This window comes from Telluria beijingensis, assembly GCF_030770395.1.
Classification (GTDB): Bacteria; Pseudomonadota; Gammaproteobacteria; order Burkholderiales; family Burkholderiaceae_D; genus Telluria; species Telluria beijingensis.
Genome location: NZ_CP132480.1, coordinates 2,018,122 through 2,032,663 on the forward strand (window position 1 = coordinate 2,018,122; position 14,542 = coordinate 2,032,663).

The window sequence follows — 14,542 nt, forward strand, 5'->3', positions numbered from 1 at the left end:
CCTCGACCGACCCTTACCGCGTGCCGACCATGGAACAACCCGACCATATCCTGATCGTCGACGACGACCTCGAGATCCGCGAACTCCTCGCCAGCTACCTGGAAAAGCAGGGCATGCGCGCCTCCACCGCCGCCAACGGCCGCCAGATGCGCGCGCTGCTGGAGCAGCACCGGTTCGACCTGGTAATCCTGGACCTGATGCTGCCCGGCGAAGACGGCCTGGCCCTGTGCCGCGACCTGCGCGCCGGCAAATGGCGCGCGCTGCCGATCCTGATGCTCACCGCGCGCGATGAAGAGACCGACCGCGTGGTCGGCCTCGAGATGGGCGCCGACGACTATCTCACCAAGCCGTTCGCGGTGCGCGAATTGTTCGCCCGTATCCGCTCGGTGCTGCGCCGCGCGCGCATGCTGCCGCCGAACTTCGAGGTCAGGGAACCGGGCCAGTTCCTGGTGTTCGGCGACTGGCGCCTCGATACCGTCGGCCGCCACCTGCTCGATGCCGATGGCACCCTCGTGGCCCTGAGCGGCGCCGAATACCGCCTGCTGCGCGTCTTCCTCGACCATCCGCAGCGCGTGCTGTCGCGCGACCAGTTGCTGAACCTGACCCAGGGCCGCGACGCCGAGCTGTTCGACCGCTCGATCGACCTGCTGGTGAGCCGCCTGCGCCAGCGCCTGGGCGACGATGCGCGCGAACCGCGCTACATCAAGACCCTGCGCAGCGAAGGCTATATTTTCTCGTCCGCGGTCGAGGCGGCGGACGGCCCGGCATGAGCGCCCCGCTCCTGCGCTGGCCGCGCACCCTGTTCATGCGCCTGGCGCTGATCCTGGCGCTCGGCCTGGCGCTCGCGCATGCGCTGTCCTACGTCCTGATCATGGGCGAACGGCGCGAAGCGACGGTCGGGCTGATGCTAGGCTACCTGGAGCAGGACGTGGCCAGCTCGGTGGCCCTGCTCGACCGCCTGCCCGCCGCCGAGCGCGCCGCCTGGCTGCCGCGGCTCGAGCGCCGCACCTACAGCTTTTCGCTCGGCCCCGGCGACCGGGGCTACCCGCCCGACACCGCGCACGCGCGCCGCATCGCCGACGCCTTCATGGACGCCATCGGCAGGCAGTACCAGGTGAGCGCCTACGCGGTGCCAGGCTATCCGAACCGGGTGCAGGCGCGCGTCATCCTGGGCGACGGCACGCCGCTGACGATCGATATGCGGCCCGCCGGCCTGCCGGTATCGAACTGGCTGCCGGCGGTGCTGCTCGGGCAGCTGCTCCTGCTGGCGATCGTCACCTGGGCCGGCGTGCGGCTGGCGACCCGGCCCCTGGCCCGGCTGGCCGATGCCGCCGACCGGCTGGGGCCCGACCTGAAGGCCGACCCGCTGCCCGAATCCGGCCCGCAGGAAGTCGCGCGCGCGGCACGTGCCTTCAATGCGATGCAGGCGCGGATCACTGGCTACATGACGGAACGCACCCAGATCCTGGCCGCGATCTCGCACGACCTGCAAACGCCGATCACCCGCATGCGCATGCGCGCCGACATGCTGGACGACGACGTCCAGCGCGACAGGATGAACCGCGACCTGGGCGAGATGGAAGCGCTGGTCAAGGACGGCGTGGCGTATGCGCGCACCCTGCACGGGACCCTTGAGGCGCCGTGCCGCATCGACGCCGACGCGATGCTGTGCAGCCTGGTGGGCGACTACCAGGATGCCGGACGTGCCGTGACCCTGCACGGCCAGGCCGGGGCCTCCATCGCAACCCGGCCGCATGCCTTGCGGCGCATACTCGGCAACCTGGTCGACAATGGGCTCAAGTATGCGGGCCAGGTAGAAGTGCAGGTCGCGCCGCCCGTCGCGGGCGAACTCGTGATCCGGGTGCGCGATTTCGGGCCAGGCATTCCCGAGGCCGAGCTGGAGAAAGTATTCGAGCCGTTCTACCGCCTGGAAGCCTCGCGCAACCGCGACACCGGCGGCACGGGGCTCGGCCTGGCCATTGCGCGGCAGCTGGCGACGACCATGGACGGCGCGCTGGAGCTGGGCAATCATCCGGACGGCGGGCTGGAGGCGCGGCTGCGACTGCCGCTGCGCGACCTGGCTGCGCCACCGAAAACCTAAGACGCCTGCGCGGTGGACCTGCGCGACAAGTTGGCGACATGGCATCGATAGGATGCCACTTCGTTCAACACCCCGGAGTCCACCATGCACTTTCGTCGTACCGTCCTGCACTGCGCCAGCCTGGCGCTAGTCGCACTCACCACGCTGCCGGCCAGCGCGGCAACGCCAGCCGGCGCCACGCTGGCGCCCATCGCGCAAGCCCATACCTTCGCCCAGGTGCGCCAGGGCGACCAGGTCCACACCCTGCTGGCCCTGAAGATGACGCCCGGCGCCGGCACGCTCACGGCCATCGACCTGAGCGCGGCCAGCGGGTCGTACAGCCCGGACGCCTTCGACGTCATTGCCCGCTTCGATGCCGCCGCCCTCGACGCACTGGCAAGCCAGGGGCAGGATGCGCGCGCCTATCCGATCGAGCGCCTGCTCGGCGTCGGTCCGCGCGGCCTGGCCCATATCGCGGCCGGCACCAACTACCCCGCGCATGGCGAGGAAGTCGGCATGCACGAAGCCTTCCTGTTCCCGAAGCTGTCGCAGGCCGGCGGTCCGCGCACGACGGTCGCAGCCAGCCCCGGCGCCTTGCTGGACTATGAAGTCGAGGTCTGCGCGCGCTTCGACCGCGAACTGCGCTCCACTGCCGACTTCGACGCCGCCCGCAAGGGCTTCTTCCTGTGCGGGGATTTCTCGGACCGCGCCACGCTGGTGCGCAACATCGATCTCGCGCACCCTGCCTCGGGCGACGGCTTCGCCGATGCCAAGAGCGGGCCGGACCGCTTCCCCACCGGCGCCCTGCTGGTGGTGCCGCGCGACTGGAAAGCCTTCCTGCAAGGCGTCACCATCGCGACCCACGTCGATGGCCAGCAACGCCAGCAGGCCAGGGCCGGCGACATGATCAAGGACTTGCGCGCCATCGTGAGCGAGACGCTGGACGAAGCCGGAAAGCGCACCTGGTCGTATGCGGGCGGACGCATCCCGATGGTCGCGCGCGCGGCAATCGGCACCGGGAGCGCCGTGCTGACCGGCACCGGCGACGGCGTGGTGTTCAGGGAACCAGAGCCGGCCGTGATCGAGGCGGTCACGCGTGCGAAGGACCGCGCCGCGCAACTGGCGCAGATCGAGCGCTACCTGGCCGGCGAGGCCGCCAAGCGCATCTATCTGCAGCCGGGCAACCGGGTACGCCATTCCAGCAACGTGCTTGGCTGGATCGACACCACCGTCGTCCCGAAGCAGTAAGCCAACGACATTTCATCGACACGGCTGCCGCATAGTGCAGGCACCGAACCACCGACCAACACAGGACCCTCCATGAAACACCTCTTCCTCCTTGCCACCCTCATCGCCACTTCGAGCCTCGCCAGCGCGCAGCAGGCGCCGCGCTGGGGCCTGGGCGTCGGCGCCGCCGTCTCCGACTCGGTATATGCCGGCGAAGGCACGCGCGTCACGCCCTTCCCGCTCGTGTCCTACCAGGGCGAGCGTTTCTACTGGCGCGGCATTAGCGGCGGCGCCCACCTGGTCAAGCGCAAAGGGTTTTCGCTCGACGCCACCCTGTCGGCCCGCTTCGACGGCATCGACAGGGACGATTTCGGCGCGCCCGAGCTGGCGGAACGCGGCATCGACCGTGCACTGCTGGAAGACCGCGACGACGCCTTCGACCTCGGCCTGGCCGGCAGCTGGAGCGGCGCGCTGGGCCAGCTCGACCTGGGTGTCAAGGGCGATATCACCAGCACCAGCAAAGGGTATGAGGCCAACCTGACCTACTCGTACCCGGTACAGTGGGGCGCAATGCGCATCGCACCGAACATCGGCGTTGCGCACCTGTCGAAGAAGCTGGCCAATTACTACTACGGCACCCTGCCGGAAGAAGTCGCGCGCGGCGTGGCGAACTACCAGCCGGGCAGCGCGGCCGTCGCCCGCATCGGCATCGACGTGATGCGCCCGTTCGCCGGGAACTGGGTCTTCATCGGCAACGTCGGCTACCGCAAGCTGCCGACCAAGCTCTCCGACAGCCCGCTGGTGGAGAAGGACAAGGACGGCGCGGTGTCGGCCTTCATCGGCTTCAGCCGCGGCTTCTGATCCCGATACCGCGGACGTGCGATACTCGTCGCGCCCTTTCAATCGACCTCGTTGCGGCCACATGGACAAGCAGCCCCTGAGCATCCTCATCATCGAAGACAACGCCGGCCTGGCCGCGAACATCTACGACTACCTCGACGCCTGCGGCCACCATCCGGACGCGGCGCCGGACGGCGAATCGGGCCTCGGGCTGCTGGCCATCAACCGCTACGACGCCATCGTGCTCGACTGGATGATGCCGCGCATGGACGGCATGACCATGCTGGGACGCCTGCGCCAGGAGATGAAGTCACGGATACCGGTGATCGTCCTCACCGCGAAGGACCAGCTCGAGCACAAGCTGCACGGCTTCCTGACCGGGGCCGACGACTACGTGGTCAAGCCGGTGGCGCTGGCGGAGCTGGAAATGCGCCTGCGGGTGCTGGTGCAGCGCACGCGCGGCCACGTCGCCGAAGCGCAGGTGCTCGAAGTAGCCGACCTGCGCTTCGACCTCGGCACACTACAGGTGAGCCGCGCCGGCAAGCCGCTTCCGATGACGCCGGTGCGGCGCCAGTTGCTGGAACTCTTGATGCGCCGCTCGCCGGGCCTGGTGCGGCGCGACGAACTGGAAACCCTGATCTGGCGGGACGACGTGCCCGACAACGACGTCCTGCGCTCGCACATGCACATGCTGCGCAAGGCGGTCGATGGCGATGCGCCGCGCAAGCTGCTCAAGACCATCGCCGGCAGCGGCTACCGACTGGGCCTGTCGGATGAGTGAGCGCCGCCTGTCACGCATGCCCAGCCTGCAGCGCAAGATCAGCGCGCTGTTCGTCCTGTTTGGCCTGCTCATGGCGCTCGGGCTGGCTCTCCAGGGGAACCTGAGCCAGAACCTGATCGTGCATCCGCTATGGGAAGAACTCCTCAGGTCGAGTACGGCCCAGTATGTCGCCGACGGCAGGCTGGCGCCGGGCGCGCAACTGCCGGCGACGGGCCGGGTCCGGGCCTGGCGTGTGGTCGATGCCGCGCTGCCGCCCGACATGCCCGCCTATTTCGCCAGGCTGGAGCCCGGTTATTACGACGAGCAGGCGATGGACAGCTACGAGTCGGCCCGCAGCCATGCGGTGCTGGTCACGCCGCTCGCGGACGGCGGACGCATCGTGGTGGCGGTCGACATCACCGAACTCGAGGACTACCAGAACAGCCTGGGCTTGATCAGCGTGCTGGTCGCGGTCCTGAGCGGCGCGACGATCGCCGGCTCGATCGCCTGGGTCTACCGCAGCCTGCGGCGGCCGATCGGGGTGCTGGCGCAGCGGATGGAAGAACTCGATCCCGAGCAGCCATCGCAGCGCCTGGCGACCGACTTCGCCCTGAGCGAGTTGCACGACATCGCCGTGATCGTCAACGGCCACCTGGAGCGGGTCGAGCGCTTCATCGAGCGCGAACGCAGCCTGCTCGACCAGGCCAGCCATGAATTCCGCACGCCGATCGCGGTGATCGCGGGCGCGGTCGACGTGCTCAGGCTGCACGCGTTGCCGCCGGCCGTCGAGGCGCCGCTGGCGCGCATCGAATCGACGGTCGAGAATCTCACCGAGATCATGGCGGCGCTGCTGTTCCTGTCGCGCGAGGATGGCAAGGCGCCGCTGGAAACCACGCGCCTCGATTCGCTGGTGACGACGTTGATCGACGATCACCAGCATCTCTTGGATGGCAAGAGTGCGCACTTCGTCGTCGAGACACTCGAACCGCTGACGGTGAACTGCCCGGAAGCGATTCTACGCATCGTGGTGGGCAACCTGCTGCGCAATGCGGCCGAGAACAGCTACCAGGGCGCGATCAGGGTCCGGCTGGCCGGGGGGCGCCTGGGCATCCAGGATAGTGGGGAAGGATTCGATACGGTTGCCGCGGCGCGGCGCTATACGCAGGCCCTGCGCAATTCGGCCAAGCAGGGCGGCGGCCAGGGCCTGGGATTGTTCCTGACGCGGCGGGTGTGCGAGCGCTTCGGATGGACCTTGACGATCTCGTCGAACCCATCGCACGGCACGCTGGCGGAGATGACGTTCACCTGACGCCGTCCTGCACGGATGAAGATCAGTCGTCTTCCTTGATCTCGTCCGCTTTTTCCTGGATTTTTTCGCCGGCGCGTTCCACCGACTTGCCCACTTCCTCGGTCGCGCGGTCCAGGCCGCGGCTGGCTTCTTCGGTGGCGTCCTTGACCTTCTCATGGGCCTCGGCGACGGCATCGTCGACCCGGGCCAGTTCTTCCTGCACCGAATCGGTCACCTTGGCGCTGGCGTCGTCCAGCGCCTTGCCGAGGCGCTCCGCCGGGCCGGCGCCGTCCTCGTCGCGGCTGCAGCCGGCCAGCGCCACGAGCATCAGTGGCACCAGCAACGCCTTCACCATGCTTGCTTTCATGCTTTACTCCTTGCGTTTCAATCAACGCCTTCCATGATACCTCGGGCTTGTCGGGGTGGATATCCTTACAGCGTTCAGCCGCCGCGTTTCGGATCGGCCAGCGGATGGCTGCGCCGGCGCCGCTCTTCCCGCGTGCAGGCGGCTGCCGCGGCATTGAGCGCGTCCTGCACCTTGCGCAACTGCTGCTCGCTGGCGCGCGTCCTGCGCAGGGCGATCAGCTCGTCCTGCGCGTCCTTCGACTTGCATTCCTTCGCCAGCGCAATGGCCGATTCCATGCGGCGCTCGATGCGCGCCGCAGTCGGCTTGGTCAGCATCCAGGCCAGCCACAGGATGCCCAGCGCGATCAGCCACCAGCGCAGGCGGATCGGCTTGCGCGCCGGGGCGGCCGGCGGCGGTGGCGCGCTCGCACGGATCGGTGGCGGTGCGGGCGGCCGGGGTGGCGTCGGCGCCGGCCGCGGAGCGGGCGCCGCGACAGGCGCCGGCGGTGGAACCCGTACCGGTTCCGGCTCCGGCCGTTTCGCCAGGATAGCCGCCGGCGCCGGCGCCGGCGCCGTCACCTGAGAAACGACCGCCGGTGCAGCCGCCTGCTGCGCCGTGCCGCACCATGGACAAAAATCGACCCGGCGCGGAAACGCGCGTCCGCAGCCGATGTTCACGCAGCGGTGGGTGACAGTGGCGTGCTCCATGCCCATCCTCAGTCCGGATCCGGCACGCCGTCGTCGGGATCCGGAATCCCCTCGTCGCGCGTGCCGCCCAGCGCCGCGGCCAGCTCGGGCAATTCGCCCACCGTGCTCCACTTGCCGATCTTCGGATGCCAGCGCATGTCCCAGGCGCGCGTCGCGTGGTCGATCTCGCCGCGCGCGGCTTGTTGCGCGACTTCGTCGACCGTGAACGGCCCGCGCTGGGCGCCGCCGACGAACAGCTTGAAGCGCGGCGTCGCGCTCGGCAGCGGCGGCGGCGCCACGGCTGCGGCACGCGGCGCCGCCGCCAGCGCCTGCTCCGCCGCCTCTTCGTCCGCCAGCAGAGCGGGCCGGATGATCCGCTTGTCCACTGCGCGCTCGACTTCCCAGCTGTAGGCATCCTGGCTGGAGCCGGGCACCACCTCGGTCCAGCGCTCGACCTGGCCCAGCAAGGCCTCGATCCTCCCCGGCTGCAGTCCCGCATCAAAGGCCTGCGCGCGCCGCATCCAGCTGTCGTACAGGCGGCGCGCGGTGATGTTCGGCAGCGATGGCGATGGCAGCTGAGCGCCGGTCTCGTCGATCTCGAGCCGCGGCTCGTAGACGCGCAGCTGGTAGTAGCGCATCAGCGCCGCCAGCAAGGCCAGCCGCTGCGGGCCGAGCCCGGCCAGGCGCGCCTGCACTGCCGCGATCACGCCCTCGCGGTAATACGGCGGCAAGCCGTTGGAACGGACCGCGAACTCGTTGCCGATCTGGAGCCACTCTCCGGAACCCGGTTCAACCTCGAACACATACTGGCCGCGCGGCTGGAACGCCGCTTCGCGGTCGCCCAGCTCGGCCTTGCGCCGGATGACGCCCAGCGCGATCGCCTGCAGGAACCATTCGTAGTCGTCGGCCAGCCGTCCCAGTTCGTCCATCGACGGCGAGATCGGGTGGCGGAAACGCGTGGCGTCGAAATGCAGGTGGGTCGGGATCTTCGGGTTCTCGATCTGGTACGAGGCGCGCCAGGTTGGCAGGCCGCGCAGCACCGTCATCGGATAGCCGGACAGCTCGATATAGCACACCGCCCGGCCGCTCACGCCGGTGTTGACGATCGAGACCAGCTCGCCGTGGAAGTACCCGGTCGGCACGGCGGCGCGGATCTCGGCTTCCATGCGGCGCCAGGCGACCGGATCGCCCACGCCGATGAAGCATTTGAACTGGTCGGCGTTCGGCGTGAACTCGGCCGAGAAGCGCGCGTTCACCCACGGCATGGCGCTGCGGATCCACTCGGCGAAGATGCGCTGGCGTTCCTGGGGCGACAGGCCGGACAGGCGTTCGAGCAGCGGATCGGCCGGTTCCTGCCGCTCCAGGTCCTGGTTCGACAGCTGCAATTGCGCGCGCCGGAACAGTTTGAGCAACAGCTCGGCGCGCAGGCGCTCGTCGCCCAGTTGCGGGAACAGCCGCGCCGAGCCGCCAAATTCCAGCAGCACCTCCTCGCTCCAGATGCTGGTGTCGCCCGCCAGGCGCACCGGCTCCGGCGTCATCTCGGCGCCGAGCTTGATGGTAGTCGCATGTTCCTGGCGCGCGTCGGAACGCAGCTGTTTGATGCGCTGGTCGACGGCGCCCAGCATTGCCTGCACGGCGCGCCGGCCTTCCTGGAATTCGCCGGCGATGCCGCTCCACTGGGCCTGCCCCTGCTCGTCGGTCGATTGCGGATCGCCCAGCCAGGCGGACATCCCGCGCATCACCTCGATCGCCTGCCCGGCCGCCACCGCCAGCAGATGGAAGCGCAGGTAGTCGGCCAGGTCGCGCCTCAGGTGGCCCATGACTTCGCGCGCCTGCGGCTCCTTGCCGAACAGGCGGCCGGCCGCCTGGCCCAGGTTGTTCAGCGACTCCTCGACCTGGCGCGTGCGCAGCGCGTCGCGGATGTCGCGGTAGCGGCGGCCATTGCGCTCGAGGTTGGCCAGGTCGCGCTGCAGCAGGCGCGCCTTGACCTGCTCCAGCAGCGACAGCACGAATTCCAGCCCGCCCTGGCGGCGGTCGTCGAGCAGGGCGTACAGGCGCTCGCGCACCCTGCCTTTCAGGCGGTTTGACAGCTCGCCGGTATGGCGCTTGATGCGGTCCTCGCTGGTCTCGGCGGTGGCGCCGGCCTCGCGGATCGCGTCGCGTTCCAGTTGCGGCAGCAGTTCCGACACCTTTTCGCGCCACAGCTTGACGTCGTAGGAGGCCATGATGCGGTCGATCTCGAGCTGCACGCGGCTCTCGACCCGCTCGAGCAGCGAGCGGCCGTCGCGGTCGAGCAGCAGCGCATTCGTCAACGCATATTCGGTGAACGGCGTCACGTCCACCGAACCCTTGCGCAGGTCGGGGAATTCGTCGAAGGGACGCTCGGTCATCTCCATCTGGTCGCGCATGAAGGCGTCGCGCTCGGCGTCGCCCGCACGCCTCGCCGCCACGCCGTCGCTGCCCGCCAGGCCAAAGAATGCCTTCACCATCAGCGCCGCCAGTTCATAGGCGCGAATGTCGTCATGCAGGCTTTGCTGGGTGTCGAGCACCGACTGGCCAAAGCTCGAATACACCTTGGAGTACGACAGCCGCATGTCGCCGAAGCGCGCCTCGGGCACGCGCGGGTTGTACGGGCCGAGCTTGTGCTGCTGCTGGTTGACCGCCACCGAGCGCTTGCGGTTGGCAAAGTCGGCCGAGGCGAAGTCTTCGAACAGGGTGTCGGCCACCATCTGGTAGACATCCTTGACGTCGAGCGTGGCCTTGTTGGCGAGATTCGCGGTGTCGACGAAATAGATGTCGTCGAACGGCGCGCCGCGCCCGGCGATGCTGTCCGGGTCCATCCACGCCACATTGGCATTCATGTCGCGCATCGCCGTCTCGAGTTCCATCAGGGTGGCGTAGGCATTGGCCTCGGTGCGCTCCTTGTTGGCCTTGGCGAAGCCAGATGGCATCAGCAGCACCAGGTCGACCTGGCTGTCGGACACTTCCTGGCGCGCGATCGCCTTCGACAGCCAGCCCAGGTCGAGCACGCTGCCGGCGCCGGTGCCGCCGGCGGCCGACGCAATGACCACGATCCGGAACTTGGAGGTGTCGACCTGCAGCCCCAGGCGCTGGTAATTCTCCTTGCGCTCGATGCCGGCATTGCTGCTCAGGTAGTTGAGCGCGCCCTTGATGCGGCCACGCAGCTTCGGATATTTGTCGAACAGGTAGAGCCGCGCCAGCGCGCGAATCTGGCCCGCGCCTTTCGACGGGTCGATGCCGAGCGAACGCAGTTTTTTTGGCCGCAGCGGCATCCAGCTCTCGATCAGCGGAAAGCGCGCCAGGCTGTCGTCCGACTCGTGGTATTGCGGCAGGTCGAGCGGTTCGACCAGGCGCTCTTCGTCGCTCAGCCGCACCAGCTCGTACCAGGGATCGGTGCGCTGCGACTTGCCTTCGTCGATGACGGCATTGTTATCGAGGTCGAAGTGCAGGAAGCGCGCCACCGGGAAGTCGGCGATCGATTCGACCCGGGTCGGATGGCGCCGGTTCCAGACTGCGGACAGGATGCGGCGCCGGATGCGCATCATGACTTCCATGCCGGTGCCGCCGGCGCCGATGAACAGCGTCGGCCGCAGGTCGACCTTGAGTTCGGCCGGGCGGGCGTCGATGCTCGATGGATTCGGGAATTCTGCCATGGTGTGAAGACTCCCTTCTTAACGGCGGCCGATGAACAGCGAGGCGACCAGCGCCACCACTCCCACCACCACCAGGGGGCCGGTGACGGCGAAGGTCAGGAAGCGGCTGGCGTTGATGATGGCCAGCACCGCCGCCGCCGACAAAAAGCCGAGGCCGACGAACAGCAGCCAGCCCGCATTGCCGGCCGAGGAAGGCGCCACGCGCTTGCGCACCAGGTGGTGCACATACGCGCCGCGCGCGAAGAAGTAGACGCTGATCAGGATCAGGAACACGATGCCTCCGATCGCCAGGTCGCGGTCCGAGGTGTCGGCCACCGGCAGCGTGTGCGGGTCGACCGGCATCACCTCGACCGGGCGAGTGGCGGTATCCGGCAAGGTCTGCGGCAAGGTCGACTGCACCGCGTCCGGGGGCGAGGCCGATTCTTCCGGCAGCTTGAAGCCGGGATCGGCGGTCGACGGAGCGTCGGTTGGTGGCTGGGTTGCCTGCATGGTTTCTTCCTTTCCTGTCATGGGCGGCCGAGCCGCACTTGCGCGCCTTCGCGCACATCGAGCAAGCGATGGCCGAACAGCGTTGTTTTCAATTGCGCGACCTGTTCGCCGTGGCGGTCATACACCGGCTGGACGGTGCCGGGACGACCGCGCAAGGTGCGCGCTTCTTCGTCCACCAGTACCCGAGCCGTGCGCGGCCGGGCCCAGGCCCAGGCCGCGGCGGCCAGCGCCGCCAGCAGCGCCAGCAAGCCCCCCACCAGTGCCAGCAGCGGGCCCATGCCGTAATGGACGCGCACCTGGACCGGCAGCACCGCCGTCGAAGCCTGCACCCGCGCCGGCGGAATGAAGATGTCCGGCAGCGGATCGCCCGGGAACAGCGCCGCCATGCGCTGGCGGAAGGCTTGCGAGAGTTCCAGCTTCTGGTCGGCCAGGTGCAGCTCGATCCGGCCCGGCAGCACATAGGCCGAACCGGCCGACTTGAGCGCGGCCAGCGACCACTGGTCGGGGATCTGCGCCACCGGCAAGGCCATGCTGGAGCCCAGCGGCGCCGGCTTGCCCGGGGCGAGGTCGCGCACCTGCGCCGCATCGAGCCTGATTGCCCGGCTTTCTCCCCCCAGGGTCGACCGCGCGCTCAGGGTGGCTGAGGCGATCGTGTACGGGTACATCGTGTTCTCGAGATGCCACTCGATGCGCGCCGATGGCTGGCGCGCATCGGGCGCCACGTCGGCGCGCAGCACGCCATCGGCCTGGCTGGCGAACGACACGCCGGGCGCGTCGACGACGCGGCGCGGCGCCAGCCGCACGGTGTCGCGGTCCAGCGGCTTCAGTCGCGCCGGCGGTTCGGTGATCACCTGGGCGATGCGGCCAGTAGCCACCAAGGTATCGAGCGCCGCGGCGCCTTCCGCTCCGACCGCGAAGGCATACACCATCAGCCCGTTCGCGTCGTAGTGCTTTCCCTGCACCGGCATGCGCAGCGGGAAGGCAAGCGCCCTGGCGACCGTATCGCCGCCGTGGATCAACGCATAGAATTCGCGGTTGCGCGTGGCCGTCGCCTGGTCGTTGTTCGGGCTGTTGCGGTTATTGGTCACCAGCCAGACGATGCCCGGCTTGCCTTGCAAGACCAGCCCCGTCGCGGCGCGCAGCGCTTCGCCCAGGTCGGTATCGGCCAGCGCCGCGCCACCCGGCTTGCGTGCGGTATCGAGACCGGCGATGGCCTGCGCCACGCGGGCGCGTACCGGTTCCTCGCCGGCCTTGAACGACGCCAGTGCGCGCGGCGATGGCGCGCCGGGCAGCGACTGGTTGAAACTCGCCAGCACCAATGCTTCGCCCGGCCGCACGACGGTTCCGGCCAACGCCGCCACCAGCGGCTTGAACGGCGACTTCGGGTCGCTATAGAACGGTTCCATCCAGCCCGAGTTCTGCACCAGGAAGACATGCGGCAGCGCCTGCGCGCAGAACGACACGCCGGCCAGCACGGCCGCTGCCAGTGAATGCGCGATCGTCCTCATCAAGGTCGTTATCACAGCGACTCATCCAGGCGCCAGCCGCGCATCTGGTTCCAGTCCGGGTGGTGCAGCCACAGGCAACCGCCCGCCACGATCGGCACGCATTCGAGCGGCCGCGCCAGGCGCGCGATCTCGTCAAGGATCACGTTGCGGCGGCCGATCCACTCCACCGTGGTGCGCGCGATGGCACGATCGCCCAAGGCTTCCTCCGCCCGGAAGTTAACCTTGTGGAAGCGCAGCACCAGCCCGCTCGGCTGGCTGCGGTTATTGTTAAAACTGCGCAGCAGCGGCAGCACCAGGGTGTCGTCGTGGTGCGGGTCTTCGACGTGCTCGTTCGACCACGGATCGTCCAGCACCGGATGCCCGCGCCGGAACAGGAAGTTGGCGAAGCCCAGGCGCGCGCCGTCGATCGCCATCCGCGCCGGCAGGTGGTCGATGCCGGCGCCCAGTTCGAGATAGGAATAGCCGTGGCCATCGTGCCCGATCTGCCACAGGCGGCCGTCGCGGCTCTGCGTCGGCCCGCCGAAATCCAGGCGCGGCTGCCAGTGCAGGGGCCAGGGCGTGAATAGCGGCGCCTCGCCCGGCCGCCATGCGAGCTGCCCTTGCGCGTGCAGCCAGATCAGGCGGCCGTCGTAGCCGAGGGGCCGGCTCCAGCCAGCCGATGGCGCATCAGGACATGCATATTCCTGCACCTCATGCAGGTCGAGGCGCAGGCTCCACAGGCGCACGCCATCGGCGCCGCCAGCCAGGCAGGCCAGGTGGCGCCGCATGATGCCCGGCGCCGCCACGATGGGCGCGGCCAATACGGTCTCGGTGCGATAGGTCTCGCTGACCGGATCGATCCACAGCCGCTGCAGGCCATCGAGACCCGGCACCACGCCAGCCTCACCACGTCGAGGATCGAGCGCCGGAATCCAGGCGTGGCTGGACGCGGTGAACACCAGGCTGGCGGCGCCCGCCTCGGGCGTGAGCACATGCCAGCTGGCGGCCAGCGGATCCCAATACTGCAGCACGCCGCGCGTGTGCGCCAGCGCCAGCAGGCGTTCGCCGGGAAAGCCGAAACCGGCGGCGGCGAATACCGAGCAGGCATTGGGCGGCGCCGGCATCGCCAGGTCGCAGCGGCCGGGCGTTGGCGCCGCCGGCCGTTCTTCGAGGCTGTCGCCGAGCGGTAGCGACGTGACCGGCAAGCCGTGCGGCACGTGGCGCGGCAGGGCCTCGTCGCCGCCCGGGCCCCACCATCCGCGTGCCCGCGCCGGCGCGCCGGATAGCCGCAGCAGCGGGCGCCCGCAGCGCGGGCAATAGGCGAAACCTTCGGGATAGATTGGCGCGCAGCGGCAATCGAGGGGGAGCGAGGCGCCGAGCACGTGGGCGACGTCGGGCAGGCGCGCACGCGCCCGGCCCTGCCAGTCGACTGGCCCCAGGCCCTCGCTGGCGAGCAGGGAAAACTCGCCATTTTCTTCGCTTTCCTGCCAGATGCTGGCAGGGGTTTCCCATCGATACGCCATCACTGCCTTTCGCTCTGCCATATGATTTGCCGAAACACGGCCCACAAGCCGCGTCATGGTCCTTGCTATTGCTCAAATGATAGCTCCGCATACTGCCGCGCGGCGCGCTGTTCACGAGGTAGCGCGGTGCGATCCCGGACGG

At 69.0% G+C, this 14,542-nt stretch carries 12 protein-coding genes; 6 read left to right on the plus strand and 6 right to left on the minus strand.

Translation table 11 applies throughout. The features are described from left to right. Nucleotides 1-29 precede the first annotated feature (29 nt). The 6 genes from Q9246_RS08940 (at nucleotide 30) to Q9246_RS08965 (ending at nucleotide 6,216) form a co-directional block, all read left to right on the plus strand. Nucleotides 30-770: a response regulator gene (locus Q9246_RS08940; protein WP_306398125.1), complete on the plus strand. Its 741-nt coding sequence runs from the start codon at nucleotides 30-32 to the stop codon at nucleotides 768-770. Continuing rightward, nucleotides 767-2,101, plus strand: coding sequence for an ATP-binding protein (locus tag Q9246_RS08945; protein WP_306397090.1), 1,335 nt, complete (start codon nucleotides 767-769; stop codon nucleotides 2,099-2,101). Before Q9246_RS08940 ends, Q9246_RS08945 begins: the two co-directional genes overlap by 4 nt. 84 nt (nucleotides 2,102-2,185) lie before the next feature. Further along, nucleotides 2,186-3,328 carry a fumarylacetoacetate hydrolase family protein gene (locus Q9246_RS08950; RefSeq protein ID WP_306397092.1) on the plus strand — a complete coding sequence of 381 codons (1,143 nt, stop codon included), beginning with the start codon at nucleotides 2,186-2,188 and terminating at the stop codon, nucleotides 3,326-3,328. 72 nt (nucleotides 3,329-3,400) lie between these two features. Then, nucleotides 3,401-4,168 (plus strand): MipA/OmpV family protein, encoded by a 768-nt coding sequence (locus Q9246_RS08955; RefSeq protein WP_306397094.1) that lies wholly within the window; start codon nucleotides 3,401-3,403, stop codon nucleotides 4,166-4,168. A 61-nt stretch (nucleotides 4,169-4,229) separates the two neighbouring features. Further along, the gene (locus Q9246_RS08960; protein WP_306397095.1) at nucleotides 4,230-4,928 is read left to right on the plus strand and encodes a response regulator transcription factor; all 699 of its coding nucleotides are present in this window, start codon (nucleotides 4,230-4,232) and stop codon (nucleotides 4,926-4,928) included. Beyond that, the gene (locus Q9246_RS08965; protein ID WP_306397096.1) at nucleotides 4,921-6,216 is read left to right on the plus strand and encodes a sensor histidine kinase; all 1,296 of its coding nucleotides are present in this window, start codon (nucleotides 4,921-4,923) and stop codon (nucleotides 6,214-6,216) included. Before Q9246_RS08960 ends, Q9246_RS08965 begins: the two co-directional genes overlap by 8 nt. Nucleotides 6,217-6,238: 22 nt before the next feature. On the opposite strand, the gene Q9246_RS08970 is transcribed toward Q9246_RS08965, so the two are convergent. From Q9246_RS08970 to Q9246_RS08995, 6 genes are all read right to left on the minus strand, one after another. After that, nucleotides 6,239-6,562: a hypothetical protein gene (locus Q9246_RS08970; RefSeq protein WP_306397097.1), complete on the minus strand. Its 324-nt coding sequence runs from the start codon at nucleotides 6,560-6,562 to the stop codon at nucleotides 6,239-6,241. Between the two features lie 74 nt (nucleotides 6,563-6,636). Further along, nucleotides 6,637-7,248, minus strand: coding sequence for a hypothetical protein (locus Q9246_RS08975; protein ID WP_306397098.1), 612 nt, complete (start codon nucleotides 7,246-7,248; stop codon nucleotides 6,637-6,639). A gap of 8 nt (nucleotides 7,249-7,256) precedes the next feature. Further along, nucleotides 7,257-10,901, minus strand: coding sequence for a tubulin-like doman-containing protein (locus Q9246_RS08980; RefSeq protein WP_306397099.1), 3,645 nt, complete (start codon nucleotides 10,899-10,901; stop codon nucleotides 7,257-7,259). 18 nt (nucleotides 10,902-10,919) lie between these two features. After that, entirely contained in the window at nucleotides 10,920-11,390 is a 471-nt protein-coding gene (locus tag Q9246_RS08985) for a hypothetical protein (RefSeq protein ID WP_306397101.1), read from the minus strand. A 17-nt stretch (nucleotides 11,391-11,407) separates the two neighbouring features. After that, on the minus strand, nucleotides 11,408-12,898 hold the full coding sequence (locus Q9246_RS08990) for a hypothetical protein (protein WP_306397102.1): 1,491 nt from the start codon (nucleotides 12,896-12,898) through the stop codon (nucleotides 11,408-11,410). Between the two features lie 11 nt (nucleotides 12,899-12,909). After that, nucleotides 12,910-14,421, minus strand: coding sequence for a hypothetical protein (locus Q9246_RS08995; protein ID WP_306397103.1), 1,512 nt, complete (start codon nucleotides 14,419-14,421; stop codon nucleotides 12,910-12,912). Nucleotides 14,422-14,542: the final 121 nt, after the last annotated feature.

Coding starts and splice junctions, on each gene's coding strand:
- Q9246_RS08940 (WP_306398125.1), top strand. CDS start 30: ATGGAACAACCCGACCATATCCTGATCGTCGACGACGACCTCGAGATC.
- Q9246_RS08945 (WP_306397090.1), top strand. CDS start 767: ATGAGCGCCCCGCTCCTGCGCTGGCCGCGCACCCTGTTCATGCGCCTG.
- Q9246_RS08950 (WP_306397092.1), top strand. CDS start 2,186: ATGCACTTTCGTCGTACCGTCCTGCACTGCGCCAGCCTGGCGCTAGTC.
- Q9246_RS08955 (WP_306397094.1), top strand. CDS start 3,401: ATGAAACACCTCTTCCTCCTTGCCACCCTCATCGCCACTTCGAGCCTC.
- Q9246_RS08960 (WP_306397095.1), top strand. CDS start 4,230: ATGGACAAGCAGCCCCTGAGCATCCTCATCATCGAAGACAACGCCGGC.
- Q9246_RS08965 (WP_306397096.1), top strand. CDS start 4,921: ATGAGTGAGCGCCGCCTGTCACGCATGCCCAGCCTGCAGCGCAAGATC.
- Q9246_RS08970 (WP_306397097.1), bottom strand. CDS start 6,562: ATGAAAGCAAGCATGGTGAAGGCGTTGCTGGTGCCACTGATGCTCGTG.
- Q9246_RS08975 (WP_306397098.1), bottom strand. CDS start 7,248: ATGGAGCACGCCACTGTCACCCACCGCTGCGTGAACATCGGCTGCGGA.
- Q9246_RS08980 (WP_306397099.1), bottom strand. CDS start 10,901: ATGGCAGAATTCCCGAATCCATCGAGCATCGACGCCCGCCCGGCCGAA.
- Q9246_RS08985 (WP_306397101.1), bottom strand. CDS start 11,390: ATGCAGGCAACCCAGCCACCAACCGACGCTCCGTCGACCGCCGATCCC.
- Q9246_RS08990 (WP_306397102.1), bottom strand. CDS start 12,898: ATGAGGACGATCGCGCATTCACTGGCAGCGGCCGTGCTGGCCGGCGTG.
- Q9246_RS08995 (WP_306397103.1), bottom strand. CDS start 14,421: ATGGCAGAGCGAAAGGCAGTGATGGCGTATCGATGGGAAACCCCTGCC.